Consider the following 25,890-nt stretch of genomic DNA (forward strand, 5'->3'; position numbering starts at 1 on the left):
TTGGACATCCCGAACCCGTTGGCGACCTGCGCGATCGCGATCTTGCCGTTCTGGTCCATGAAGGTCCAAACAAGGGGTTCATCCTGCAGCGGCGTTTTGGGCACCTGTCCCATATCGTACACCTTGTCATATCTTTTGCCGCATCTTTTGTGCATAATATATGCCGCCTTCCAAGCGCAATCAAGTTCGATGAGGCGGCGCGAAATGGTCGCCCTCTTCCCTACCGCCGCCTAGGCTTCTCCAGGCTTCGACGCAGCGCCTCTGACACCTGAAGACTGCCACGATCTTGCTCAGGTGTATCCAAAGGATGCTTCACGGCGCACTCAGCCGCTCAATCCGGTGCCTGACCATGCTGAATGCCCTTAACCAATCCGTCGTAGACTGCCCTAAGCAATGTGGTTCCGTAGGACGCATTCGGGCGGTGCGCCCTCAGCCCACAAGCAGTCCTTCCGTCGGTCTCGCGCGCTATGTGCGATGGAGACACTCGACTGTCGAGGCTTGTCCCGCTGAGCTGAATTTCGGTGTAGTCGGGGCTACCGGCTCTTGCGTCGATTCTATAATCTCATCGCTGCTCTTGGCCCGACAAGAGATTTCCTGAAGCAGCCTCGGGAATGGTTGCGTTGGCAATGTCGTGCGGCAGTTCGCTGATCTCATTTCCCAAGCCGCCCTCGGCCGAGGTTGCCTCTGTGTTTGGCTCGGCCGTCGACGCCGTAGGTCTGCCTGGAGCTGCCGCCGAAGTCTGTGCGGGCGCCACCTTCGACCGCGTCTCGTCCAAACGAACAATTGGCACGCCCTGCGGAAAAATAACCTCGCGCGCTTCATCCGGCATCGAAACGCCGTGCTCAACGAGCACCCGCTTGATGAGCCGCAGCGCCGAGGATCGCACCCTGTGCGGCGAAAGCGTACGCCCGTCTATCCAGAAATGCGCCTTCAGATTCACCGTCGCCGCCCCCAGCGCATCCACCAACACCATCGGCGATGGCTCGTTCAGGATCGCGTCGTGGCCGCGCAATACCTCCACGATCAGGCGCTGCGTGTCACCGATCGACGCATCGTAGCCGATGCCGACCTCCGCCGTCACCCGGCGCGCCGGTGCCGCCGTGTAGTTCATGATCGTGCTCTTGAAAACCGTTGCGTTAGGTATCTGCACGTGGTTGCCGTCGATCGTCAGCAGAATCGTCGATCGCGTGTTCATCGTCTGCACCGCGCCTTCAAAGCCCGCCACACCGATCACGTCGCCCTGTCTGAAAGGCCGGCGGATGGTGAGCATAAGGCTCGCGAGGAAATTCTCGGCGATGTCCCGGAACGCAAAGCCCAGCACAATGCCGATCACGCCCGCGCCGCCCAGCAGCGAGACCGCGAGCCCCGTCAGCCCTGCAACCTGCAGCATAAGATAGACGCCAAGCAGGAGGACCGGGATTGCGATTGCCCGCGCGATCACGTTGCGCAGGAAGTCCTGCTCGATGCGCGGCGCGAGCACCCGGCGCATGAGCGAGGCGATCGCGCTTGACAGCCACCATGCGAGTGGCAAGATCAGCACCGCAAGCGCGATCAGCGGCAGCGCTACTGCGATCCTGCGGGCCAGCGCCTCGATCTCCGAAAAGGCGGGCGCGAAGTTCCAGCTCACCTCCTCACGCACCTCAATCCGGTTCACCACGGCAACCGTGCCCTCGGTCCGCGCTGCCAGATCGCGCGCCCACGTCCGCTGCTCCTGGGAACCCGCGATCCCGTCAAGGAACACGATCCCCTCGTCGACGGCAACTTCTACACTGCGATACCAGCCGGACGCTTCGAGGATCCGGCGGATCCGCTCCTCAATCGCCTCGTCGCGCGCCACAGGCTCGATGGCCACCGCCTGCTCGGGCGCGGCGGGCTCGTCGACAAGTTGGGCTGTCGCGTGCGTTGACATCATGAACAAAATAGCCAGGGCCGCCCAGCGTACGCGGCGGGAGGCCGCCCCCCCGTCGGAGCCGATTGTCAGCTTCGTCATTCTGCCCTCTCCCTTGCCGGCACACACTCGCCAGAGTGTTAATAGATGGGAAGCCTTCCGCGCGATCAAGCGATCAAACGTTGCGTAGTTGTGATGCCGCGGGCGCGTGCGACCGATTGCGGCGGGACTTGAGCTCCTTCGCCGCAGAAACCGGGAGCCGGCGGGCCAGAGAAGCGGCCCAGCGGCTAGGCGCCCCGGTGTCGGCCGTAGAGGGCGGCTTTGCTACCGCCCAATAGCAGACCTCGCCGATGGCGAAGCCGTAGGTGGCGGTTGCGCCAAATTCCTGACGTCCGAAGGTCCCTTGAGAGGAGCAAGGGGCGGCCGCCGCGAGCGCGAGAAGGTCCGCAGCGCCAGCGCTGTGGAAACCTCAGAGCTACTGGAGAAAATAAGGACGAAAGGAAGACCAAGCCGAAAGCTGCAAGGTGCGCCGCTAGCAGCGCCGGTCACCTCTGCCCTGACCTGCTCGCGTTTTACGTCCACTGGGATGCCCACCAGCAACATTGGCCCCATTCCGGACCTCGTGTAGCTCTGGTGTGGAGCGGGTAGCCGAAAGTTCTCGCGTCAAGTCTCTTGGGCGGTTTTGATGGAAAGTTCTCGAATGGACCCTTATGCTGGGCGGCTGTTTCGCTTTCGAAACGCGGAACCCGTCGGCGGGGCGCTTGGGAACAATGGACACAGGAGGACCCGGTCACGGTGAAAGGGCCAGACGGGTCCCCGGTCCGGATCACCACAGAGGTGATCAGGCCTTATGACGGGTGCCTTGGACCAACGGAGATAGGCGCCCTCTTGGTCAGTCCGCAGGGCTTCGCATTATGATCCATACTCAAATTCAGCAGGATGTCGCCCGCTCAGTCGTTTTCTTTCTCCTGCGGGACCGCACCATCCTTTGCTGCAGGTTGGCTGAGCTCACGCTTGTATTCGACACCACCGAAGATCATCGTCTCGCCATCGGGGGCCGACATCCGCCGCGTCCGGCCGTCGCTGCACTCGAATACGGGCCATCCGGCGTCCACGCACTCGATGTCGGTAAACCAGTTGCCAAGACTGTCGGCAGCGTTGATCCGGAACAGGCCAATTCTGAGACGGCGGACAACCGATCCGTCCGGGGCCATCCAGGTCCATGGTTCCTTCGCAATCACGCTGCGAGATGACAGGAAAGGGTATGCCAGCGGCTTGAAGTCAGCGACCTCGGCAACCATTCGGTAGCGCGACATCGCAGCCGCGTAGTCCGCGACGATTGAGGGGCGATCGGCATAGAGGGCGGCCATCTCTCCCGGGCCGTTGTCGAACACCCGAAAGCGGCCCCGTTGCTCCTCTCCTGAAGCGCTCGACCCCGTCACGGCAACGGCAAGCAGAAGCACGGCCGGCAAGCCGGCCATTCTCATTCGCGCACTCCCGACAAGCTGCACGGAAACTCCGATGCCAATGCGCACCGACGAAGCCTCACTCTCGGACATTGCTCCCGCAAATTTTCGGCTCGTGCCGTCGAACACAGCATGGAAATGCCGGGCCAGGATCCGCGCGATGGCTTTTGGCGACCCAGCCTGGTCGTTCACGTCTGGCATGATGAACGGCTCGGTTGAGTAGACAACAGTTACTCGAGCCCGGACCAAACCTCAACACCCAGAGGGTTTCCGATCGCGCAAGGCAAGCCACTGAACCAACGGCTTGGATGCGGGCGGGTCCGAATGATCCTGTCGTCAGTCCCGGTCAGCGCGGCAGGACGAGAAAGCTGCCCGCAACCATGCGGAAATATCAGGCGAGAATGCAGAACTTGCCCGCCTGAGTTCAACCCCAGGATTGCGTGCAAAAACGCCCATAAGCTGCAATAATTATTTCCGACTGTTTCGCCGGTAATCGGCTGGCAACGGGAGGGAATTTTTGTGGCAGGCGATCAGGATATGCGCACTACAGCGAACGAGCGCCGCGCTGAAAAGGACAAGGGGCGGCCGACGCTAAGGACGATTTCCGAGATCACCGGTCTCGGCGTGACGACTGTTTCGCGTGCGCTCAAGAATGGCCCGGAGCTGAGTGCGGAGACCCGGGCGCGGGTGCAGTCGGTAGCCGACGACATTGGCTATCGGCCCAACCGCGCGGGCGTGCGACTGCGCACCGGACGGACCTATGTCATCGGCCTCATCCTCGACCAGAGCGTGACCATCGCCGAGTTCGAGCGCCGCATCATTCTCGGTGTCTCCAGCGTGCTGTTCGAGACCAACTATCATCTCGTCGTCATGCCACTTCGCCAAGGAGCCGACGTGATGGAGCCGGTTCGCTACATTGTCGAGACAGGCGCGGCGGACGGCCTTATATTCACCCACACGCAGCCGCACGACGAGCGGGTTCGTTATCTGCTGGGCCGTCAGTTCCCCTTCGTCACGCACGGCCGGACCGATCTAGGCCTGGCACATGCTTTCTACGATTTCGACAATGAGCGTTTCATGGTCGAGGCGGTCGAGCGCCTGCGTGCGAGAAAGCGCCGGCGCCTGGCGCTTATCCCGCCGCCGGACAGCCTGACCTGTGCGTACCACATGTTTGACGGGTTTCTTGAAGCGACAAGACGCGCCGGGCTCGAAGGCATCGTGGTGGAGGGCATCGATCTCGACAGTGACCCCCTGGAATTCCGCGCTGTCGGGCGGCAGCTGGCCTCGGGGCCGAATCCGCCGGACGGGTACATCTGCGCGAACGAGACCCGGAGCATCGCCCTGATGGCCGGGCTCAGGGAGGCAGGGCTGGATATCGGAAGCGACGGCGACATCATCGCGAAGGAGACGTCGGACCTGCTCGACCACATCACGCCGGCTATCGATTCCTTCTATGAGAACCTGACGTTTGCAGGCGAGGAGCTGGCACGGCTGCTTTTGAGACGCATAGCGGGCACGCCGGTGGGCGACTTGCAGACCATCGCCGCCCCACAACTGCGCCGGCGCACCTGATCGACCAGCGATAGTCTTCTACAGCGCAACGCCGCTGTCGGACTCGAACAGATGCATGTGATTCATGTGAGCGTTGAGGCGCATGACGGCACCCCTGGGCGGGGCGGCGACGGCGGTGACGCGGCAGACGATCTCGGCCTCGCCAATGCGGCCGAAGATGAGCGTATCGGAGCCGAGCGGCTCGGCAATGTCCACGGTCACGTCGAGTGGCACCGCGCTTGACGCCGCGCGGCTCTCATCGGTCCAGGTGTTGGTGAAATCCTCCGGCCGCATGCCGAGGGTTATCTGTCTGCCGGCGTGCGGCCGGTAGCGGCCGACCCTTTCGGCCGGCACCGACAGGCGCGGCCCGCCTGTCGGCTCCACCCACAAGGTGTCCCCCTCCGCCACCAGCCGCGCGTCGATGAAGTTCATGGTCGGCGAGCCGATGAAGCCGGCGACGAAACGGTTGGCAGGGCGGGAATAGAGATCGTCTGGCGTACCCACCTGCTCGATGCGCCCGTCGCGCAAGACGACGATGCGGTCGGCCAGCGTCATCGCCTCGGTCTGATCGTGAGTGACATAGATGCTGGTGACTTGGAAGCTCATGTGCAGCCGCTTGATCTGCGTGCGCATCTCCACGCGCAGCTTGGCATCAAGGTTCGACAGCGGCTCGTCGAAGAGGAAGAGCTGCGGCTCGCGGGCGATCGCCCGCCCGATCGCCACCCGCTGGCGCTGGCCGCCCGAAAGCTGCCCGGGCTTACGGTGGAGCAGCGCGCCGATCTGCAGGGTGTCGGCCGTCCGGCGCACAGCCTCGTCTATCTCCACCTTGGACGCGTTGCGCATCTTAAGGCCGAAGCCAAGATTCTGCCGAACGGACATGTGCGGATAGAGCGCGTAATCCTGGAAGACCATGGCGATGTCGCGGTCGCGCGGCGGGATGTCGTTGACCACCCGCTCGTTGATTACGATGTCACCGCTGGTGACGCTTTCAAGTCCCGCGATCATCCTGAGGATGGTGCTCTTGCCGCAGCCGGACGGGCCGACGAGGACGGTGAACTCGCCGTCGCCGATCTCGAAATCAACCCCGTGCACCACCTGTAGTTCGCCATATTTCTTGAACAGCTGATTTACCTGGACATGTGCCATCGACTTCTCTCCCAACAAAGGCCGCCGGCCCGACCGGTTTTACTGCTCCTTCTCGAACGTCCAGCTGTGCAACTGGAACGGGAGGAAGCACCGGTCGGCCGGCTCTGCGCCATCTTCCAGGAGGTTCACTTCGCTGCCGAGCCGCCAGCCCTGGGGCAATGCGATCTCCACTGCGCCGCGGGCGCCGGCTGGCTCGTAGACGCGCAAGACGAACCTGCTCCCCTCCTCCGCTGGCTTGAAGGCGCTGAGACCAAGGGCCATCCCGTCGAGGCGCGCCGCCGACCAGGAGGCCTCGGCGTGGGACTTCGCCGGCAGGCAAAGGAGGGGCTGGTTCAAATCCTCCGCCTCCGCAAGCACACCGCCGGTGAGCCAATCCCCATCATGGGGAAAAAGCGCATAGGAGAAGCTCTGCTGACCCTCGTCGGCGAGCGGGTCGGGATAGACGGGCGAGCGCAGGAGGCTTAAGCCCAGCTCGTTCCCCACGGCGTGGTGGCCGTACTTGCCGTCATTCAGAAGCGCCACGCCATAGCCCTGCTCGGAAAGATCGGCGAAGCGGTGCGCGGCGACTTCGAAGCGGGCCTGGTCCCATGAGGTGTTGCGGTGGGTGGGCCGGTGGATGACGCCGTGCGCGCATTCGAAAATGGCATGGTCGGCGCGGATGGCGAGCGGGAAACGTGCCTTCAAGAGAATCCGTCGCTCGTGCCAGTCGATGTCGGTCTTGAATTCCAGCCGAGGGGAATTGGCCCAGAGCCGCACCGTCTGCGTGATGGTGCTGTCACGGAAGCGGCGGGTGATACGGATGGCGGCGCGGTGCGGGCCGCGTTCGACCACCTCCATCGCTGAAGCACCGATCTCCTCGCCCTGGCCGGCGTAGTTCTCCTCCACCTCCCAGGCGTCCCAATTGCGCGGCTTATCCGTATAGGCCCAGATCTGATTGCCGCGGCCTGAGAGCACCTCGCGCCCGGCCCGCTTGTCATAGACACTGGACAGCGTACCGTCGCCAGCGAGCTCGACGCGGAGATCGACATTCTCCAGCCTCCGCTCCTCCACGGTGAGTCCGGCCGCTGGACGGACCTCCATCATGACTGCGGCAGAAAGGCCAGGGACCTGCCGCGATCCGGCAAGCACACAGCCGCCCTCGACCGCCTGGCCACCTGGAAGCGGCTCGCTTGAGGAGAGGCGCAGGGGACGCGGCGACAGGTCGGGGTTGACGGCGAGAAAGCCGGCTTTTCCGCCCTTGATCACCAAGCGCCGGGCGATTGCGGCCAGATGCGCATCGATCTTCTCCTTGCCTGCCGCGACGACCGAGGAAAGTTCCGCCTCCGCGAGCTCGTAGACCTCGCGGATGCTCGACCCCGGCAGGATGTCGTGGAACTGGTTGCGCAAGAGCACGCGCCAATGCTCCTCCAGCGAGGCCGCCGCCGGTTCACCGAGAAGGGTCGCCATGCTCGACAGCGTCTCCGCGGTGATCAAAGCGCGCTCGGCCCGGCGGTGGAGGAATTTCGTGCGCCCCTGCGTGGTTAGGGTACCGCGGTGCAGCTCCAGATACATCTCGCCAACCCAGACCGGCAGGTCCGGGCGCTCGGCGATCTTCTGCCGGACATCCTCAAACCATTCGCCCACTCGCACTTGGCGCAATGCAGGCACGGCGGGGAAGCCGGCCAGTTGCCGCGCGCGGTCGAGCATTTCCTGGGTCGGCCCGCCGCCACCGTCGCCGAAGCCGAAGGCGATCAGGCTTTCGGGATGATCGTGCTTGCCACGGAAATTGCGCCATGTCTCAAGCGCGGCGCGCGGGCCGATCTCGGCATTGTAGCCGCCGACCGGATTGTTGAAGGTATGCGCGAGCACGCGGCTGCCGTCGAGCCCCTCCCACCAAAAAAGGTCGAAGGGCATGGCGTTTGTCTCCGACCAGTTCACCTTGATGGTGAAGAAGTTCTCGACGCCTGCCTGTCGCAGCAACTGGGGAAGCGCCGGGGAGAAGCCGAAGCAGTCGGGCAGCCAGCAGACCGTGTGGCGCTTGCCGAAATGCCGTTCGAAATAGCGCTGGCCGTAAAGGAGCTGGCGGACGAAGGATTCGCCCGTCGGCATGTTGGTGTCGGGCTCCACCCACATGGCGCCGTTCGGCTCCCACTGGCCGGCCGCCACTTTCTCCTTGATGCGCTCGAACAGCGCCGGATCGTCCTCCTCCAGGAAGGCGTAGAGCTGTGCGGTTGACTGGTTGAAGCGGAAGTCGGGATTGCGCTCCATCAGCCCGATCATCGTGTGGAAGGTGCGGTTGGCCTTGCGCCGCGTCTCGTCGAGCGGCCACAGCCAGGCAAGGTCGATATGGGCGTGGCCGGTCATGGCGAGCGCGCCGCTCGGCGGATAACGGTCGCGCAGCGCGCCAAACCGCTCCTTGAGGAGGTCCGCCGCAGCCCTCACGGAGGCACGCTGTGCATCGTCGAGGCCCGGCGGTTCAGGGAGCAACTCCGCCGGCAACTGCCAGACCTTCTGCATTTCTGTGCCGGGGGCGACACGGGCGACATAGGCCTCGGTGGCCGACGGCCAGTCGAGGCGGGCGAGCGCCGCCTCTCCCGCTGAAAGGAGCGGCGGCACGGCCTCATGCATCTGCAAAACCTCCGCCGTCTCCGCAACCTGCGTGACGAGCAGGGCAAAATCGCAGAGCTCCGGATCGATGCGGACGATCCGCGCCCGCGCAAGCCGCGCATCGCGGCTGGGAACGCCGAAGGGCAGCCGCGCCACGCATTCGGCCCGCACGAAGAAGCGCCGGCCCTTCAGTGGCAGCTGGCGGTGGTTGGGATCGAGGCCGAAGCCTTCGCACACTCCGCCCGCATAGGTGACGCGCACCAGCCCCTCACCGCCGAGATCGAGGTCAAGCCGGCATTCCTCGAGCGGCCAGTCGGCGGGTACCTCCGCCTCGCCATGGGCAAGGACGACGGTCCCGTCGCGCGTCGGCCATGGGGTGCCCAGGGCGAGCGGCTGATCGTTGAATGTCCATCCTTCGAGCGGAATGCCGGCGCGCACGGTCCACAGCTCCAGTTCGGCAAGCCGCTTCCGCAGTCGGTGGATGCGTTGTTCAACGGTCAAAGTCATGGTGGTCCCTGTGTTCGGAATGAGGGGCGGTCAGCCTTTCACCGCGCCGCTCATGAGGGCGCCGATGATGAAGCGTTGCAGGACCAGGAACACGACCACGGCCGGCACGATGGAGATGACGCTGGCGGCGGCGAGCGTCTGCGTCGAGGTCTGGCTGTAGGTGCCCTGGAAATTGAAAATGCCGACGGCGATCGGCAGAAGATTGGGTTTGCTGATGAGGATGAAGGGGATGATGAACTGCGACCAGCCGAGGATGGCGTTCAGCACGAAGGCCGATGTCAGTCCCGGCAGGCTCAGCGGCAGGACGACGCGCATGAAGGCACCGAAGCGCGTGCAGCCGTCAATCATCGCCGCCTCTTCCAGGCTGCGTGGAATGCCGTCGAGAAAGCCCTTCAGCATCCAGGTGAATAGGGGGGCTGCGATGGCGATGTAGAGCATCATCGCCCCGACATGACTGTCGGTGAGGCCAATGCGGTCCATGTAGCGGTAGAGTGGCACCATGATGACGAGCGGCGAGATCATCTGCACCGCGAGGAGCCCAATCATGGCGAGTTGCTTGTTGCGGAAGCGGAAGCGCGAGAGCGCGTAGGCCGCGGGTGCTGCGAAGAAGATGGCGCCAAAGGCGCCGCCCACGGCCAGCTTCAGCCCGTTCCACAGATAGGTGGGGAAGAGGGGGTTGTTGAGGGCGGCGACATAGTTCTCCAACGTCGGATTGTTGGGCCACAGATTGATGCTGCTGACATAGATCTCGGCGCTGGTGCGGATCGACAGCGAGACCAGCCAGAGGAGGGGTCCGGCGAAGAAGAGGCAGATGACGCCGAAGGCGACATAGGTGCCGACGTCGGCAAGGCGGGTGCGTCCGAGGGTGGTCACCGGTCAGAGCTCCCTAGGCAGAAGGCGGACATAGATGAGGGTGAAGACGACGCTGATCGCCAGGAGAAGAACGGCCAACACCGCCCCGCTCGACAGGTCGAAATTGCGAAACACCGCATTGTAGGTGTAGAGCGCCAGCACCTCCGTCGCCCTGCCTGGCCCACCGCCAGTGAGCGGTAGGATGAGGTCAAAGGTGTTGAGCGTGAAGATGCTGATCAGCACCGTGTTGATGAGCAGGATCGGCCGCAGTTGCGGCAGGGTGATGTACCAGAACTGTTTGAGCGGCGTGGCCCCATCCACCGAGGCGGCCTCGTAGAGGCTCGACGGGATGACGACGAGACCCGCATAGAGCAGGAGCATGCTAAAGGCAGTGCCACGCCAAACATTGGCGATGACGGCCGACCACAGGGCAATATCCGGATCCGAAAGCCAGGCCACGGGAGAGATGCCGGCGCCACGCAGCATGGCGTTCAGGAAGCCGTAGCTCGCCTCGTTGAACATCAACTGCCAGACGATGCCGGCGGCCACGCCCGGCACGATCCAGGCCGACAGGATTATGATGCGGACCGCCGCAACGCCCGGCAGGCGTCGCTTGACGCCACGGTGAAGCACCATGGCGACAAGCAGGCCGAGCACGAGCTGGAGGATGACGCTGGCAACGACGAACAGGAGGGTAACCCAGAGGATGCCTGGTAGGTCCGGGTTGGTGGCCACCGACCTGTAGCTGTCGGCTGTATAGGCATATTGGGGGTTGAGCAGCGTCGCGTCGGTGAAGCTGTAGCGGATGACGTCGATCGCCGGATAGACGTAGGTCACGACCAGGAGCAAGGCGAGCGGTGCCAGCCAGACGAACGGTCGCTCTGCAAGCCGCCACCTTACCCCAGTATCACTAACCGCGGCGCGCGCGGCGGGCCTTGCAACAGCATCCTGACTCATGCGTGCGCCTCCGGGACCGACGTCCAAGCGGTTAGAGCTTGCCGTAGGCGTCCATCACCCGGTTCCAGGCGCCGTCAAGTGCCGCCTCGGGTTCCTTGGTCCCGGAAAGCACCTCGCCCATCATGATTTGGATCTGGTTGGAGATCTCCGGATAGATCGGCACGCCGGGACGGGCATGGCCGTTCACCAGATACTCCTTGAGCTTGCCGAAATAGGGATCCTGAAATTTCGGCAGCGACGCGAACAGGGACTCTCGCGTCGGCAGATCGCCGATGACCTCGTTGGCCGGCCCCATATAAACCTCGCGCATGACATTGGCGCACATCTCCACCTTCGCCGGATCGTCCGAGAAGGCCGCCACCGTCCAGCCGCCGGTGCCGGTGGAGCGCTCGTCCGCCGATGGGCCCGGCAGCTCCGACACGTCCCATTTGGCAAATTCTGCTTCCGGCATCGCCTCCATCAGCTGGAAATGCTGCCAATGGCCACCGAAGAACATGGCGGCGCTGCCGGCGATGGCGGCGGCATTGAAGTCGTTATAGTCCTTGATCGTAGCCACGCGCTTAGGCGCGGCACCGCTGTCGACGAGGCCCTTGAAGTAGTTGATGGCCGTCAGCATCTTCTCGCGGTTTTCGCCTTCGCCGAAGATCGGCTTGCCGCTGTCGTCCACCAACGAGCCGCCCTGGGCCCAAAAGTTGGCGAGCCAGTCGAAGGTGGTGCCTTCCCAGCGGCCGCCGTTGAAGAGCACGCCCTCGATGCCCGATTCAGTCGCTTTGAGCGCCGCCGCCTGCAACTCCTCCCAGGTCTGAGGAGCCTCCGGGACGATCTCGGTGTTGCGGTAGAGTACGCGCAGGTCGGTGCCCCACCACCAAGCGTAGATACTGCCGTCCGGCCCAGTGACGCCTTCACGGATGAAGGGAAAGAGATCGTCAATCTCCTCCTGGCTGAAATAGTCGTCCAGCGGCTTCAGTACGCCATTGTCTATGAAAAGCGCTAACTGGAAGGAATCGACGGTGACGCAATCGGGCGCGCGGCCCGCCCGCGCCTGTTCAAGCAGGCGGGCATGCTCGCCGCCGATATCCTGGCCGAAGAACTCGAACTGGATCTGCCAATCGGGATGGGCCTCAGCGAATTCCTGCCACACCTTCTCGAATGCTGCCTTCTGCTCCGGGCTGGGGCTGTTGGTCGACTGGTTGGGATTGGCCCGCATGGTCAGCACGTTCGGTGCATCGGGGCTTCCCACCCGGTCTGTCGTCACGAGCTCTTGCGCCCCCGCCGTGGCGACGAACCCGGCCAGGACGGTGCCGGCCAGCAAAGTGGACGGAAATAGCTTCTTCATCAGACTCCTCCCTTGTTGACTCCTCCCCGACCGTCGGCCGGACCGAACCCGCTTTCCTACAGCTGCGGCATTCCTGTGGTGGCCGCACCCGAAGTGGTTCAGGGGTGAGTATGCCACAGGCTTTTCGATCTGCAACGTTACAGGTTACTTTTTTCGTCAATCGCGACAATGTCGATCATGAGGCGGCCGAATGCCGACCTCGGACAGAAGCCAGAGCCCCGTGGTAGGACAGCTGAGGATTTGCGCTTGACCTCAAACGCTCGATTACAGAAACCACAGATACCGACATTCGCTGGCGGTTCCTGTGTGTCGCCTCGCGCCACCCTGACCTATGCGGCGAAAGCAACCAAGGTCACGAGTCGACCCAAGACGGACATCGGTCAGCTTGGATGAGAACGTCGGGAATGCGATGGCAGACTCTTGGTGGTGTCTTCACTTATGCGGGCTGGACCAATTGAACGTGCAATCTACCGACAACGATCTATCATGTCTGGACGTAGACATCCGCCGCTACCGCCTCGATCTCGCTCCGGAGCCACTGATGCGGCTTGGCGCGAGCGTTGCGGGGATGCCAAAATAGGCAGATATCGAAACCCGGCACGTTTACCGGTATCTCGAAGGTTCGCAGACCGACTTCCTCGGTGAGTTCTCTGGCGAGCCTGCGGCCCAGGTTGAGAATCCGATCGGTGCCGCGGAGGAAACGCGGCGCGCTCGCGTAATAGGGCGTCGTCATCGCTATCGTCCGGCGCATGCCAAGCCGCCGCAGGCCGGCATCGACATTTCCCGTCACGTAGCCTCGCCTCGACACGAGTATGTGGGCATAGCGCACATAGTCCTCGATTCTCACCGTGCGGGTCCCTCGCGTACCGACCAACGGATGGTCGGCGTCGACCACCGCGACGAAGGTCTCATGCAACAGTACTGACCGCTCCAGCCCCGGAATAGGGCGCCAGGCCGGGCCGACAAGAAGGTCCAGCTTGCCACTGAACAGGGCCTGCTCGTCTTCATGCGGCGTGGCTGGAAGGAAGACGAGCCGGATCCTGGGAGCGGCCGCGCGCAGCCGCGCCTCGATCGCCGGGCCAAGCACCGCCAGGCTGTACTCGTCCATTCCGATGCTGACCGTCTGGCGCAGCGCGGCCGCGTCGAACTCGCCAACGGAATTCAAGCCGGTGACGATCTGGGCCAGAGCCAGTTGGACGTGCGGCCACAATTCAACAGCGGTGCGCGTCGGCACCATCGCGTTTCCGGAACGCTCGAGCACGCGATCGTCAAGTGCGCGCCGCAAACGGTCGAGAGCATTGCTCGTGCTCGACTGGGTGATCCCAAGGCGTTGCGCCGCGCGCGAGACGCTGCGCTCCTCCATGAGCATGTCGAAGACTTTTAGCAGGTTGAGGTCAAGTTCCTGTATCGGTACGGGCATTGCAACACCCCAATCGACTTCATCAATAATTGATATCGCTCTGATGCCAGTTCACAAATAACTTACGTATCCTTACTCTTTCCCACCGTGCTAGTCCACGCAAGGAGTAGAGACATGGAAAAGCTTGGCTTCGAGGTGGATGGCGAGACGGTTATCGGACACCTCGAACTGCCCGAGGGAGCCTCGGCAGCCGATCCGGTGCCGGCGCTCGTATTCACCGGTCCTTTCACCGGTACCAAGGAACAGGTGACTGGCACATATGCGCGGTTCCTGGCCAAGGAGGGCTTTGCCACCCTGGCCTTCGACCATCGCAATTTCGGCGAGAGCGGCGGGCGCATCCGCCAGCACGAAGCACCATATAAGAAGCTAGACGACTTGGCGGCGGCGACCAGCTACCTTGCCGCGCGACCGGAGGTCGATGCGCAGCGCATCGGCGCCGTCGGCATCTGCCTCGGCGGTTCCTTCGCGCTTCATTTCGCCGCCTTCGATCCGCGTATCCGCGCGCTCGCCACGGTCGCTGCGGCCTATCTCGACGCCCGTCCGGCGTCTGAGGATGCGGCTGTCCGGAAGACGGAGTGGTTCAAGGACTATGCCCGCGAGCTCGCCCTCTTCCATGAAGGGACGCCGACGCGCATTAAGGCCGTGACCAAAGTCGATGGCGAAGCTGCGGGCATGCCCGGCCAGGAACCCTTCGACTATTACGGCACCGACCGTGCGCACAGCCCGCATTGGAAGAACGAGATCACCCGGCTGTCGAGCTACAATCTGGCCCGTTTCGACGCCGTGCTCGGCGCCGACTATCTGGCCGCCACGCCAACGCTCGTCGTGCACGGCACGACCGATCTCTACTGCTCGCCGGAAGCGGCGGCGCGGATCTTCGAGCGCATCAACGGAACCAAGCGTATCGAGTGGATCGAGACCACCAACCATATCGAGCTCTATGACAGCCAGCCGCATGTAAGCGCTGCAGTCGCACACGTTTCGAACTGGATGAAAGAGCACCTTTACCAAGGAGCGGGCAAATGAAATTCCGATCCGACGACACTACCCTGTCACGCCGCGACTTGATCAGGGTATCCGGTGCCGGCGTGCTGGCCGGTACTGGCTTGGCACTGGCGGGTGCGGCCGCCTCGGCGCAGGAGCCTGCCGGGCTGGTCAAGGTTCACAGGCAGGGGGTGGAAACGCCGTTTCCCCTAAATGCGTATCTTGTGGAAGGTGAAGACGGGTTGGTGGTTGTCGACGCCATGCTGACTAACTCGGCCTCGCGGAACTTGCGCGCAAAGGCGGATGGCTTCGGCAAACCCCTTCGCGCGGTTCTTCTCACCCACCCCCATCCCGACCACTATGCCGGGCTCGGCAATCTGACGGAGGGGCTGGACATTCCAATCGTATCGCTAGCCGAGGTCAACGATATCGCCCGTCGCGATGATGCCGACAAGGACGCCGTCATAAGTGGCATGTTCGGTGAGGAGTGGCCAACAAACCGCATCTTTCCGAACGACACCATCGGCGACGGCGAGACACTCGACTTCGGTCCCGGCCTGCGTTTCACGGTCATGGATATCGGGCCGGCTGAATCCTTCCATGACAGTATCTTCGTCCTGGAGGGACCGGCGCCGACCGCCTTCGTCGGCGATCTCGTCTACTCGTTCATGCATCCCTACATGGCCGACAATGCCAACCCCGACTGGAAGCGTGCGATTAGCCGGCTGCAATCGGAGCTGCCGGAGGATATGATCCTCCATGTGGGCCATGGCCTACCGGCCACGCCTGCCTTCCTGGCGTGGCAGGAGGCCTATCTCGATCGCTTCGAGGCGGCAATTCTTGGTGCCGACTGGGACAATCCGGACGCCGCGCGGGCGGCCGTGCTGGAGGACATGATGGCCTTCCTGCCAAGCGATGAGCTGCTGTTCTTCCTTGAGCAGTCGATATTGCCCAATGCGAAACGACTCGGCATGGCCGAATAGCGATTTCTGACAGCATCAAGGGGCGTCGCCGTTGTGGCGGCAAGGCCTTTGGCTCAAGCCCGATCACAGCGCGAAGCTCAGCTTCGGACGGGTCTCACGAATGGCAGCTCATTGGCACTGTGCGGTAGTTCCACACGTTCACCTAAACTTCCTCTCTCCACCGAGGCCGTGTGGAAACGTCATTTGTGACGTGGTCTGTGACGCGCAGAGGGTCTGAGGAGCTTAGCCCCTCATTGCCTCCATCAACATCGGCGCTCCGAGGATGGCAATCGCCCGTTTGAGGTTGTAGGCGAGGATGTGGAGGCTCATCTCGGTTCCGACATTTCGTAGCGGCCGGGTGAGGAAGTGACTTCGGCCCATCCAGCCCTTGATGGTTCCGAAGACATGCTCGACCGTCTGTCGCCGGGCCCGCATGGCCTCGGGCATGCGGTCGAGTCTGGCCTGCATCCTGTCGAGAACGCCCTCATGCTCCCAGCGCCGGATGCGCCGAAGCTTCTCGGGCGTACAGCGGGGCTTGAGTTCGCAGGTCGAACAGGCGGTCAGGTGGCGATAGAAGATGACATCGCCTTGCCGGTCCGATCGGTACTTGCCTCTGGTCAGTTCCTGTCCCGCCGGACAAACATACAGATCCCGGTCGGCATCAAAGACGAAGTCCTGCTTGCCGAAGAAGCCACGCTTTCGGCCACTCGAGGTGAGCGATTTCGGCACGATGGGCTTGATGCTCGCCGCCTCGCAGGCCAACACTTCCTCGCCCGAGAAGTAGCCGCGGTCGGCCAGCAGGATCAGTTCCTCCGCGCCGGTTGCCTCTTTCGCTTGCTGGCCCATATTGGCGAGCTGGCTGCGGTCGTGGCCGACATTAATGACCTCGTGCGCCACGATCAGGTGATGCTTGGTATCGACCGCTGCCTGGAGGTTATAGCCGACAAGGCCCGTGCCCTTGCCGTTGGTGGCCATGGCCCGGGCATCGGCATCGGTCAGCGACACCTGCCGGTCGGGGGCCGTCTCGACGGCTCGCTTCATCGCTCTCAGATCGCGCATCTGCTGGCGCAAGCGGTCGAGACGCTCCGTCAGGCGATCCCAGCGCATCTGCGCCACCTCGTCCTCCTGACGATCGGCTGTGTCGAGCATCGACAGATAGCGCTCGATGCTGGTTTCGATCTGTTCCACGCGACGCCGGATCGCGCCGGGCGTGAAGTTCTTGTCGCGCGTGTTCACCGCCTTGAAGCGGCTGCCGTCCACCGCAACCGTGCCGCCGGCCAAGAGGCCGACCCGCCGGCACAGCACGACGAACTGGCGGCACATGGCGCGGATCGCCTCACCGTTATCACGCCGGAAATCGGCGATCGTCTTGAAGTCGGGCGCGAGCTTGCCCGTCAGCCACATTAGCTCGATGTTGCGGCCCGCCTCACGCTCCAGCCGCCGGCTCGACTGCACCTGGTTGAGATAGCCATGCAGGTAAAGCTTCAGCATCGTCGCGGGGCTGTAGCCTGGCCGCCCCGTTGCCGCCGCGCCGGCAAAGCCCAATCCGCCTACATCCAGCTCGTCGATGAAGACATCAACGACGCGTACGGGGTTGTCTTCGGCAACGTAGTCATCGAGGCATTCCGGCAAGAAAAGCTGTTCCCGACGGTCCTTGCCCTCGATGAAACCTGCCATCCCGAATCCCCCGCTCAACTCGGAAAAGAATATCATGAGCGGGAGTTCTCACACAGCCTCCACCCTCTCGAGACTTCAGAGGAACGCGAAGATTCGGCCCGACGGCGACATCTACCGAACGGCTGGCAATGTGACACAACCGCCCAAGTCCGGTCATTCCCGACTCGCGCCAGCCATGAGCAGATGGCAGTGCCAGCTTCTCGATCGGCCGCATCGGCATCCGGGAGCCGGCCGGGCCATGCTGCTGGCCCGGCCGGCTGCGGATAGATGTGACTAGCTCTTCCTCCAGAAAACGCACACTGCTGCGTCGTTGAAGCCGGTTTCCTTCCTGTAGTCCTTCTCGGCACCGATGTTCACGAATTCGCCGTCCGCGACCACCACCGGCGGGTACCAGCCCAGCAGCATGTGGCCCGACTGGCTGTCGTCAATGCCGATGCATACGCCACTCTTGCCGCTCGGCGGCGAGCCCGCGCCGGACTTGTAGACCTGGACCAGGCCATTGTCGTGGGCAGGTAGGTTGACCGGCTTGGCCTCCTTGCCGTCTATGGTGACGTGCACCGTTCGCACCCACTTCTCCGTATTCATCGCTGCAACATAGAATGTCGTATTCGGCGGCAGGTCGAAGCAGCATTGCCTTCCGGTCTGCAGCGCCGGAGACGGGCCATTGCCATGCGATTTCTTTTCCGTTGGCAACTGGACGGCCGCGTCAATGCCCTCGGCGAAATCAGTACCATCCAATCCATGCCAGACGCTCTGAATCGCTTGGGCATTACTGCATGTGCTTTCGGCAGTATATACAGCCATCTGACTATCTTTGAAGAAGACCGTCCCATCTACCGAATCGAAGGATGCACCGGAAAATTTTGTCAATCCGGCATCAACACCACTTTTGAAACTCGAAGGCAATGCAACCCAACCGTTACCATGAAGACTGCTAAAATCGTAGGCGTCCCCAAAAACAAATGGCGAATTCTCGGTATTACAGCTCGCAGACTGGTTATCTTTAAAGATGAAAAATTCACTAGGCCTCCAGTAAGCGCAAGCGTCAAATCCTGATTGCATTTTGCCTGGAAGATTCTTAAATAGACTGCTAAGCGGCAACGCGTCACCTTTAATCTTGTCATTCCCTAGATCGTACTCTACATATTTTTCCTTCTTGAATAAGTATAGCGCGTTATTAATATACGCCGCGCCATTCAAATCGGAATCAAAGCCTATCTCCTTTAACCCATTCCAGTCGTCGGCGATCGAACGCGGGTAACCTGAATCAACTTTTTTGCTGTCAGGGTCGATTTGCACATATTTGTCTTTCTTAAAGAAGTATATCTTGGAAGTCATTTCATCATTTCCTCACGATACTCCAGGAATTGCGGGAATTACTGGCAGAGACTGCATCGAAGCAATTGCCCAACTACCAACGGAGAACCCTCCTTGGTGAGCGAAATCACCACGCGGCGGTTCTTCACTCGACCACGTCTATTGTATGGATCGTGAAACAGTTGGGTATTGTAGAAAATTACAGGTCCAAGGCAGCACGGAGCGTTGAGCGAAATGTCGCCCATCTCCTTCTGCCACAACACGTCGCTGCACCGTAATAGCCTAGTCTGGTGGTGATACCACCGTCAGCGAAGCGAGGAAATGTCGGGAAACTCGTGCGCTTCTGCCATTGATTTGCTTGCTAGCAATGACGTAGTTCCACCCTCTCGAGACTTCAGAGGAACGCGAAGATTCGACCACCCTCAGCCGACGTCGTCCCACGGCAATGTCATTAGCCAATCTTTCGTCACGGACACCGAAGCTCGCATCCTCTGATCCACATGCGAGAGAAGCCAGACTGATCGGGCTCGTGCTGATATCGGCAAGTCATCGATGATTTCGCGCAACCGCGCGTCGCCCGCGGCCGCCAGCCTCGGAAGGAAGCTCACGCCCAGCCCGCAGGCAACCGCCTCCAGGGCTGTCCCGGCATCGGCGACCCGCAAGAAGCCTTGGCGCGCTCCCTTGATCGACTGAACCCACTTGGCCTGTGGCAGATGGGCATGGGCATCGTCATATCCGATCCAGACCTGAGGGGCCGCCCCTGATGCTGGGCCGAAGACGGAGAACCCGAGCATGCCGATCTTCTGCGCCCTGACGCTTAGACTCGGGACGTGCCAACCTAACGGCAAGATCGGCTTCACGCTTGGTCAGATCGACGTTTCTGGAGTCAGGGACCAGCTCAACGGTCAGCAATGGATATTTGTCCCTGAGTTCAGGGAGATGTGGAACCAAAATCCTGTTCACGACAATCGGGACCGAGCTGATACGGACCGTGCCCGCCATTTTCCGCGACGCCCGGCCTACAGCATCTTCAATCGCGAGGTTCTCTCGTTCGATCACCTGTGCATGGCCAATCAAGACCTGCGCAACATCCGTCACCTCGTAGTGACCAGAAGCGTTCCGAACGAGGAGCTTCACCGTGAGGCTCTGTTCCAAGGTCCGCAAGCGCCGGGCGACCGTCGTTTCGTTCACTCCGAGGACGCGCGCTGCGCGGGCCAGGGTTCCCGCCCGATGGACGGCGAGAAGATATCTGAGGTCATCCCAGCTATGGTCCTGCATTGTTGCAGGTTAAAGCGGCAGAATTGCCGGATCAACTGGCGTTCTTGCTGCCCTATGGTCGGGCCTTAATCTGCATTGGAGAAAGACCATGAAATTCATCATCCTGTTTGAAGACGAGGCGAACGCCGATCCGGGCATTCGGGAAACCCATATGGCCGAGCACTTGTCCTTTCTTGAGACGCATTCCGACAATGTCGTCTCGGCCGGGCCTCTGACGGGTTCCGATGGCGAGGGGTGGGGCGGTCTTTGGATCGTCGATGCGGCATCCGTCAACGAAGTGGAGCGGCTCGTTCACGAAGATCCTTTCTGGCCCACCGGGCTTCGCAAGTCCTACACCATCCTCGCGTGGAAGCAGGTCTATGGCGCCGGTCGGCGGCTGATTTATCCTGACTAACCGGTTTGTCTCGCAAAGCAACGGATTGGCTTCGTCCTGGCGGACTCCCTTCACCCTCTTGCGATGAGCTGGAACGCGCAAAAGCGACCCGAAGCGGACGCGAAAGCTGTTTTCAGGCACTGGGCAGATTGGCCAAGAAGAAGACGAATGCCGCGACGCCACCAAGAACGCTTCGCCCCGCGTGAAGCTTTCCCCATTGCACGAGCAGTTTGCGCGTTTCGCCGTTTGCACCATCGACCATCGTCGCCTCAAGGCGATGATTGACCGGCATGATGACGAACAGCGTATAGGGCCAGTTAGCCAGGATGAAAGCGGCGCCGAGCAGCCAGAGCATATCGCCGTGGTCCCACCAAGCAGCAAGCCCCAGCAGTCCTGAAAGCACTGCGAGAGAAGCCTGCATGGCAAAGCCACGCTTGTAGGCGGGGCCCCATTGGATCAACGCGGCGCGATCGTCCAGTGCGAGCCTGGCGGGCTGCTCAGCTAAATTGATGTAGATGGCGGCGCCGAAAAATATCGCCGCGCTTAAAAGGGCCAAGAGTCCAAACATGCGCTGATCTCCCGCGCACTGCTATAGCATTATCCCGCACTTGCCATTTCCGCTCCCCACCCTCGTGTGACGGATGGGAACCGGAAAGTTCGACCCCGAATACGCCATTCACTCGTCTCGCAAGCAAAGGCCGCTTCAAGATAGAATAGCCGACGTTGCGCTGCTGGGAGAGCGTCCGCTGGACCGGAAGCCCTGATTGAGTTTCCTGGCGTCAGACGACTCGCATGTCACGTCTGTCGTCGCTACCTCGTCTTACTTTGTGCAGTCCTGCACAAAGGAGGGATCATGACACCCAGGTCGAAGGTCCATTCGGCAGTGCCGCGCCAACACCCTTCTTCTGGCGGAGATGAGAAGCGGCCAGCCAGCAAAGAATCGCAGTTTGCATCCAATCTCTTCACAGAGATAAGCAGCGAACTGACCGACCGCAACTGGGTCGTCACCAGTATCGACAAGCTTTCTCAATGGGCAAGGACGGGTTCCTTGATGTGGAACCAGTTCGGCCTTGCCTGCTGCGGTGTCGAGATGATGCAATTTGCGATGCCGCGCTATGACTGCGAGCGCTTCGGCTTTGCGCCGCGCGCCTCACCGCGCCAGTCCGACGTGATGATCGTTGCGGGCACAGTGACTAACAAAATGGCCCCTGCGATTCGCAAGATCTACGATCAGATGCCTGAATCCCGCTACGTTATCTCGATGGGTTCATGTGCCAATGGCGGGGGTTATTATCACTATTCGTATTCCGTGACGCGGGGTGTGGACCGAATCATCCCCGTCGACATCTATGCGGAAGCCCTTCTGTACGCATTTCTTCTCCTTCAGAAGAAGATACGGCGAGTGGGTTCGATCGAGCGTTGAGGCCGGCTTTTCGACGCTGATGCAGCAGTCTTATGACTCCAGGCGACAGGCATGTCACACCCGCCCCCATATACATGCGGGATGCGCACGCCGTCGTCATGAGGGATTTTCTCGAGCCGATTCAGGTTCAAATCTCTCGCTTCTGCTGTTTTCCGGTCAGCCTCCTCTGGAGCGCCCAGGCGTCGGCTACCGGGCCGAGATGACGAAGCTTGTCCGGGTTGATCACCGAGCGGACCGTCCGCACCACACCTTGGTCGATTTCGAGGGCGAAGACGCCGAGGTAGAGCCCGTCCTGATCGACCAAAACGGCACCGGGCTGTCCGTTCACACGCCGGCGCAAGAAGCGAAGCCCAAGCTGGCGCATCTGCCGGCCCCATCCGGTCAGCAGGCGGGCCAGCTGCATCGCACCGACGACAGGCTTCGACAACTGGGGCGCCTTTCCGCCGCCATCGCCATATATGATGGCATCTTCGGCGAGAAGCTGCACAAGCCCGTCGAGATCGCCGCTCGTGATCGCGGCAAAGAAATGCGCGGCGAGCCTTTCGCGCTGCTCGGGCGTCGCCTCATAGCGCGGGCGGTCGGCCTGGATGCGCGCCCGCGCGCGGGCGACAATCTGGCGGCAGTTTGCCTCGCCCTTGCCGACGATCCGGGCAATCTCGTCATAGCCGTAGCCGAACACGTCGTGCAGCAGGAAGGCGGCGCGCTCCACCGGCCCCAGCCGCTCCAGCAACAGCAGGAACGCCATCGACAGCGAATCCGCCTCCTCGGCGACCACGGTCGGGTCGTTATCCCCCGTATCGGTCAGCAGCGGTTCGGGGAGCCAGACACCGAAATAATCTTCCCGTCGGACGCGCGCAGACCGCTGGTGATCGATCGACAGGCGCGTCACCACGGCTGAAAGATAGGCTCGCAGCGAGCCGATCTCTGTCCCGCCCCGAAGTGCGCCCTGATAGCGCAGGAACGCCTCCTGCACGATATCCTCCGCATCACTCACGCTGCCCAGCATGCGGTAGGCGATGGCGAACATGCGCGGACGCAGTTTCTCGAAGCTCTCGGACTCTGCCACTTCTCCTCACCTCCTGTTGCGATCGCCGGGTGCCCGGCGCCTTTGCTTCGGCGCCGAGCGCCCCGACGCTTCGTAGCATCATGCAACGGCCCTGAACTGTGGCGATGCCACAGGTTCCTGGCCGACCAGGCCGTGCCGGAATCCATCGCGCCAGGTCGGCCAGGCAAGCTCCAGGCTCAACTCGCGCTTGGCCTTTGCATTGGACGCGCCACGGGCTTCCGTCATCCACCGCACGAGCATCTCGCCGACGACGAGGCGGCCGAGCCAGACCGGCAGGCGAAGCGGCGGCTTCGCACCGACGACCTCCGCCAGATAAGGGAGCCATTCCGACACCGCGGCCGGTTGGTCGTCGACGATGTTGTATAGGCCGGGCGAACCGCGCTCCAGGGCCACCACTGCGGCTGCAGCGGCATCGTCGACATGGATCCATGACCAGATGCCGGTGCCCCCGCCGAGAATTGGCATCATCCGGCCCTGCACCATCCTGACGAGTTCCTCCGACGCGCCCGGTCCGTAGAAATTGCCATAGCGCAGCACGATCCCGTCCAAAGGCGCATCGGTGACGGACCGTTCGAGATGTTGGATCGCCGCCAGCGTCTCGGTCAGCGCCTTTGGGGGTGAGGTGTCGAGCGGATCGTCCTCGCTCTTAGCGGGTCCGCCCTCGCGAATGTTGTTCCAGCCCGTATAGCTCTGAGCGACGAAGCGCTTGACGCCAACGGCGCGGGCGGCAGCGAGCAGATTATCGGTGCCTACCGTCCTCAACGCGTTGGTCGGCGCGAACCAGCGGTCGAAGTTCTTGAAGTCGGGCTTGCCCGAAACACCCGTCATCTGGTGGATGATCGCATCGGGCTCGGCCCGTGCGACCGCCTCGCCGACAGCCGCGCCGTCGAGGCCGTCGATGATCACGGCCGTGACGCCGAGTTGGCGCAGTGCCTCGGCCTTCGCGGCACTCCGCGTGGTGGCGGTAACGTCATGACCCCGGGCGATGAGCTGTCGCACGAGCGGCTTGCCGACCGCTCCGGTGGCGCCTGCAAGAAAGATACGCATGATCTGCCTCCTTTTGCCGGTGTCGGCGCCAACAACCGATCTCGCCGGGCCGTTTCCATCGCCGACACCAATGCTGACGCCAATAAAGACGGATTAGGCGAGGCCGCTGTGACACGGCGTGCCGAGGAATTCGCTCGACTCGCTTGATAAGCGCTCGCCAGCAACGGGATTCTGGCTTGGCGAAGGTATTTCAAGGGCTGATATCGCGCTCGGCACACATGAGTCGTCTCAAGCAACCTCCGGCAAACTCGGAGCGGTTGCTGCCAAACCCAAACGGTTCATGAGTTGGGAAAGAGGTCGCAAACCCTTGGGGCGACAAAATCCGATCCGGCGCTAGATGGCATTTTCGGAAATGTAGCGCGCTATCATCAAATCCAGATGCGCGCCTCCCCCGTTCTTGTAGACGGTGATCTCGTCACGCGAACGGCGTCCGTCGGTCCGGCCATGAACCAGGTCGTAAAGGTCCCCCATAACCGCGTCCGCGGCGATGACGCCGCTTGCAATGGGAATAGTCAGCTCGCCGATATGGTCGATCGTGGTCTCACGGCTATCCACATAAAGTGATCCGCTCGAAATCAAAGCGTCATCGGCCTCGCGCATATCGGACTTGTAGGCGCCAATCAGGTCCACATGCGCCCCCGGCTTGATCCAGGCGCCCCGAAGGACCGGTTCACGTGCCATGGTGGCGCTGGTAATGATGTCTGCCTCGGTGACGGCCGTCGCCAGATCGGAAACGGCAGCGACCGAGAAGGGTTCGGCCTCAAACTCGCGCGCCAGGGCCGTGGACTGTTCCGCCCGTCGCGCCCAGATGGACACTCGTTCCAGCCCCGGGAAAAGCGCCCGATAGGCTTTGACGAGGCTCCGGGCGACCGTTCCGGCGCCGACGATCAGAAGATTCTTGCTGTCTGGCCGGGCAAGAAAGCGCGCTCCCATAACGGAATCCGCCGCCGTTTTAAACTCGGTTACAAGGCGGCTGTCGATGATCGCATCCAACCGGCCATGTTTCGGTTCAAAAACGAACATCGCACCCTGAATGGTCGGCAATCCGTGGGTCGGGTTTTGGTCGAATACGCTCACCGATTTCACCCCGTAGCCGAGCCCATCGATGAAGGCGCCACGGCTGAGCAGCGTGGCATTGGCCGGACCGAGAAAAATGTCCGCGACTTGGGCTTTCGGCCGGAGATGTCCGACTCTCAATGCCTCAACCGCCTCGGTCCAGGACAGGTTACCGATCGTGCCGTCGTATGTGATCAGTTGGGCGTGCAATGGCGTTCCTCTAGAATAGTTTGCACAGTGGGTTCAGGCTACCGTATGCAGGCTTGCGCCCCTCTCTTGCGGTCTGAATTTTAGTCGCGCGTGGAAGCGGTCCACTTCGCCCTGGGTCGGTGGCCGACCCGTGTAAATCTCGACATATCGCCGAACACGCGACATCCGCGTGGCAACGCTTTCCTGCACCTGCATCGAGATGTAACCAATCTGGACGAGATAGACCGTGCGCGCACGGACGTCAGCATCGTCACTGGCGAAACCAAACCTGACGAACATGTCTCGTATCGCCGCGAGGCGACGCTCATCCATCAAGTTAACGCGCGCCATCACGGAGTCAGATTGGTGGGCCCAACCACGTACGGCGAAATCCAATTGCGGTTCGAACACCTCTTCATCATAAAATACTGTGATGAGGTTCAACACGGCTTCCGTAATTGTTTCGGCATACGATTCGCAGGCCGCCACGAAAGCACCGGTATTCTTCGTCTCCCACTGTTCGAGAAGAGCATCGAGCAGAGCATTCCTGTCCTTGAAGAACCAATAGAAGCTGGTACGCGAAATTTTCAGGCTGGTCGCTAGCGGCTGGATTTTCACCGCGTCGAGCCCAGTTTCGAGGAACGCCCGCTTCGCTGCCTGCAGCCAGACATCGCGCGACCCGCGCCAACCAGACGATTTTTCGGTTTTTCCGGTGATTTCGCTTTTCCTGTCCATTGGCGGAATCATACCAGCCGATCGTCCGCGCGGCAAACAAAATATACACGTATGAACTTTGAATTGACATAGAT

The 25,890-nt window shown here is 61.9% G+C and carries 22 protein-coding genes; 5 read left to right on the top strand and 17 right to left on the bottom strand.

Annotation, left to right across the window (positions count from 1 at the left end):
• Window positions 1-562: 562 nt before the first annotated feature.
• On the bottom strand, window positions 563-1,990 hold the full coding sequence (locus tag N5A92_RS23825; RefSeq protein ID WP_260906841.1) for a mechanosensitive ion channel family protein: 1,428 nt from the start codon (window positions 1,988-1,990) through the stop codon (window positions 563-565).
• Window positions 1,991-2,838: 848 nt separating this feature from the next.
• Entirely contained in the window at window positions 2,839-3,555 is a 717-nt protein-coding gene (locus N5A92_RS23830; protein ID WP_260906843.1) for a hypothetical protein, read from the bottom strand.
• Window positions 3,556-3,891: 336 nt separating this feature from the next.
• Between N5A92_RS23830 and N5A92_RS23835 the strand changes: the two genes are divergently transcribed.
• Window positions 3,892-4,926: a LacI family transcriptional regulator gene (locus N5A92_RS23835; RefSeq protein WP_260906845.1), complete on the top strand. Its 1,035-nt coding sequence runs from the start codon at window positions 3,892-3,894 to the stop codon at window positions 4,924-4,926.
• 18 nt (window positions 4,927-4,944) lie between these two features.
• Here N5A92_RS23835 and N5A92_RS23840 read toward each other — a convergent pair whose 3' ends face one another.
• From N5A92_RS23840 to N5A92_RS23865, 6 genes are all read right to left on the bottom strand, one after another.
• Window positions 4,945-6,051, bottom strand: a complete 1,107-nt coding sequence (locus N5A92_RS23840) for an ABC transporter ATP-binding protein (protein WP_260906847.1) — start codon at window positions 6,049-6,051, stop codon at window positions 4,945-4,947.
• 39 nt (window positions 6,052-6,090) lie between these two features.
• Window positions 6,091-9,144, bottom strand: a complete 3,054-nt coding sequence (locus tag N5A92_RS23845; RefSeq protein WP_260906848.1) for an alpha-mannosidase — start codon at window positions 9,142-9,144, stop codon at window positions 6,091-6,093.
• A 30-nt stretch (window positions 9,145-9,174) separates the two neighbouring features.
• Window positions 9,175-10,017: a carbohydrate ABC transporter permease gene (locus tag N5A92_RS23850; RefSeq protein ID WP_260906850.1), complete on the bottom strand. Its 843-nt coding sequence runs from the start codon at window positions 10,015-10,017 to the stop codon at window positions 9,175-9,177.
• 3 nt (window positions 10,018-10,020) lie between these two features.
• Window positions 10,021-10,953 carry a carbohydrate ABC transporter permease gene (locus tag N5A92_RS23855; RefSeq protein ID WP_260906851.1) on the bottom strand — a complete coding sequence of 311 codons (933 nt, stop codon included), beginning with the start codon at window positions 10,951-10,953 and terminating at the stop codon, window positions 10,021-10,023.
• Between the two features lie 31 nt (window positions 10,954-10,984).
• Window positions 10,985-12,289, bottom strand: coding sequence for an extracellular solute-binding protein (locus N5A92_RS23860; RefSeq protein ID WP_260906852.1), 1,305 nt, complete (start codon window positions 12,287-12,289; stop codon window positions 10,985-10,987).
• A gap of 484 nt (window positions 12,290-12,773) precedes the next feature.
• Window positions 12,774-13,709, bottom strand: coding sequence for a LysR family transcriptional regulator (locus tag N5A92_RS23865; RefSeq protein ID WP_260906853.1), 936 nt, complete (start codon window positions 13,707-13,709; stop codon window positions 12,774-12,776).
• Window positions 13,710-13,823: 114 nt separating this feature from the next.
• Here N5A92_RS23865 and N5A92_RS23870 point away from each other — a divergent pair, with 114 nt between their 5' ends.
• Entirely contained in the window at window positions 13,824-14,735 is a 912-nt protein-coding gene (locus N5A92_RS23870) for an alpha/beta hydrolase (protein ID WP_260906854.1), read from the top strand.
• Window positions 14,732-15,676, top strand: coding sequence for an MBL fold metallo-hydrolase (locus N5A92_RS23875; protein WP_260906855.1), 945 nt, complete (start codon window positions 14,732-14,734; stop codon window positions 15,674-15,676). Before N5A92_RS23870 ends, N5A92_RS23875 begins: the two co-directional genes overlap by 4 nt.
• Window positions 15,677-15,898: 222 nt before the next feature.
• On the opposite strand, the gene N5A92_RS23880 is transcribed toward N5A92_RS23875, so the two are convergent.
• The 4 genes from N5A92_RS23880 to N5A92_RS27555 all read right to left on the bottom strand — a co-directional run bounded on the left by N5A92_RS23880 (window position 15,899) and on the right by N5A92_RS27555 (window position 19,927).
• Window positions 15,899-17,332, bottom strand: coding sequence for an IS1182 family transposase (locus tag N5A92_RS23880; RefSeq protein WP_260906856.1), 1,434 nt, complete (start codon window positions 17,330-17,332; stop codon window positions 15,899-15,901).
• A gap of 273 nt (window positions 17,333-17,605) precedes the next feature.
• The gene (locus N5A92_RS23885) at window positions 17,606-18,670 is read right to left on the bottom strand and encodes a hemopexin repeat-containing protein (protein ID WP_260906857.1); all 1,065 of its coding nucleotides are present in this window, start codon (window positions 18,668-18,670) and stop codon (window positions 17,606-17,608) included.
• A gap of 401 nt (window positions 18,671-19,071) precedes the next feature.
• Window positions 19,072-19,443, bottom strand: coding sequence for a substrate-binding domain-containing protein (locus N5A92_RS23890; RefSeq protein WP_260906858.1), 372 nt, complete (start codon window positions 19,441-19,443; stop codon window positions 19,072-19,074).
• On the bottom strand, window positions 19,379-19,927 hold the full coding sequence (locus N5A92_RS27555) for a LysR family transcriptional regulator (protein WP_425248635.1): 549 nt from the start codon (window positions 19,925-19,927) through the stop codon (window positions 19,379-19,381). The genes N5A92_RS23890 and N5A92_RS27555 overlap by 65 nt, the downstream gene beginning before the upstream one ends.
• An 88-nt stretch (window positions 19,928-20,015) precedes the next feature.
• On the opposite strand from N5A92_RS27555, the gene N5A92_RS23900 reads away from it, so the two are divergent.
• Window positions 20,016-20,321: a YciI family protein gene (locus N5A92_RS23900; protein WP_260906861.1), complete on the top strand. Its 306-nt coding sequence runs from the start codon at window positions 20,016-20,018 to the stop codon at window positions 20,319-20,321.
• A 112-nt stretch (window positions 20,322-20,433) separates the two neighbouring features.
• Here the strand turns inward: N5A92_RS23900 and N5A92_RS23905 are convergent, their stop codons facing one another.
• On the bottom strand, window positions 20,434-20,868 hold the full coding sequence (locus tag N5A92_RS23905) for an anthrone oxygenase family protein (protein WP_260906864.1): 435 nt from the start codon (window positions 20,866-20,868) through the stop codon (window positions 20,434-20,436).
• Between the two features lie 285 nt (window positions 20,869-21,153).
• Here N5A92_RS23905 and N5A92_RS23910 point away from each other — a divergent pair, with 285 nt between their 5' ends.
• Complete coding sequence (locus N5A92_RS23910; protein ID WP_260906865.1) at window positions 21,154-21,723, top strand: NuoB/complex I 20 kDa subunit family protein; 570 nt, start codon at window positions 21,154-21,156, stop codon at window positions 21,721-21,723.
• A gap of 127 nt (window positions 21,724-21,850) precedes the next feature.
• On the opposite strand, the gene N5A92_RS23915 is transcribed toward N5A92_RS23910, so the two are convergent.
• The 4 genes from N5A92_RS23915 to N5A92_RS23930 all read right to left on the bottom strand — a co-directional run bounded on the left by N5A92_RS23915 (window position 21,851) and on the right by N5A92_RS23930 (window position 25,816).
• Window positions 21,851-22,789 (bottom strand): RNA polymerase sigma-70 factor, encoded by a 939-nt coding sequence (locus N5A92_RS23915; RefSeq protein ID WP_260906866.1) that lies wholly within the window; start codon window positions 22,787-22,789, stop codon window positions 21,851-21,853.
• Between the two features lie 78 nt (window positions 22,790-22,867).
• A complete protein-coding gene (locus N5A92_RS23920) occupies window positions 22,868-23,836 on the bottom strand; it encodes an NAD-dependent epimerase/dehydratase family protein (protein WP_260906867.1) in 969 nt (322 codons plus the stop codon).
• 333 nt (window positions 23,837-24,169) lie between these two features.
• A complete protein-coding gene (locus tag N5A92_RS23925) occupies window positions 24,170-25,102 on the bottom strand; it encodes an ornithine cyclodeaminase family protein (protein ID WP_260906869.1) in 933 nt (310 codons plus the stop codon).
• Window positions 25,103-25,135: 33 nt separating this feature from the next.
• Window positions 25,136-25,816: a TetR/AcrR family transcriptional regulator gene (locus N5A92_RS23930; protein ID WP_260906870.1), complete on the bottom strand. Its 681-nt coding sequence runs from the start codon at window positions 25,814-25,816 to the stop codon at window positions 25,136-25,138.
• Between the last annotated feature and the right edge of the window lie 74 nt (window positions 25,817-25,890).

The sequence above is a fragment of the Chelativorans salis genome, assembly GCF_025336525.1.
In the GTDB taxonomy this organism is placed as follows: domain Bacteria; phylum Pseudomonadota; class Alphaproteobacteria; order Rhizobiales; family Rhizobiaceae; genus Chelativorans; species Chelativorans salis.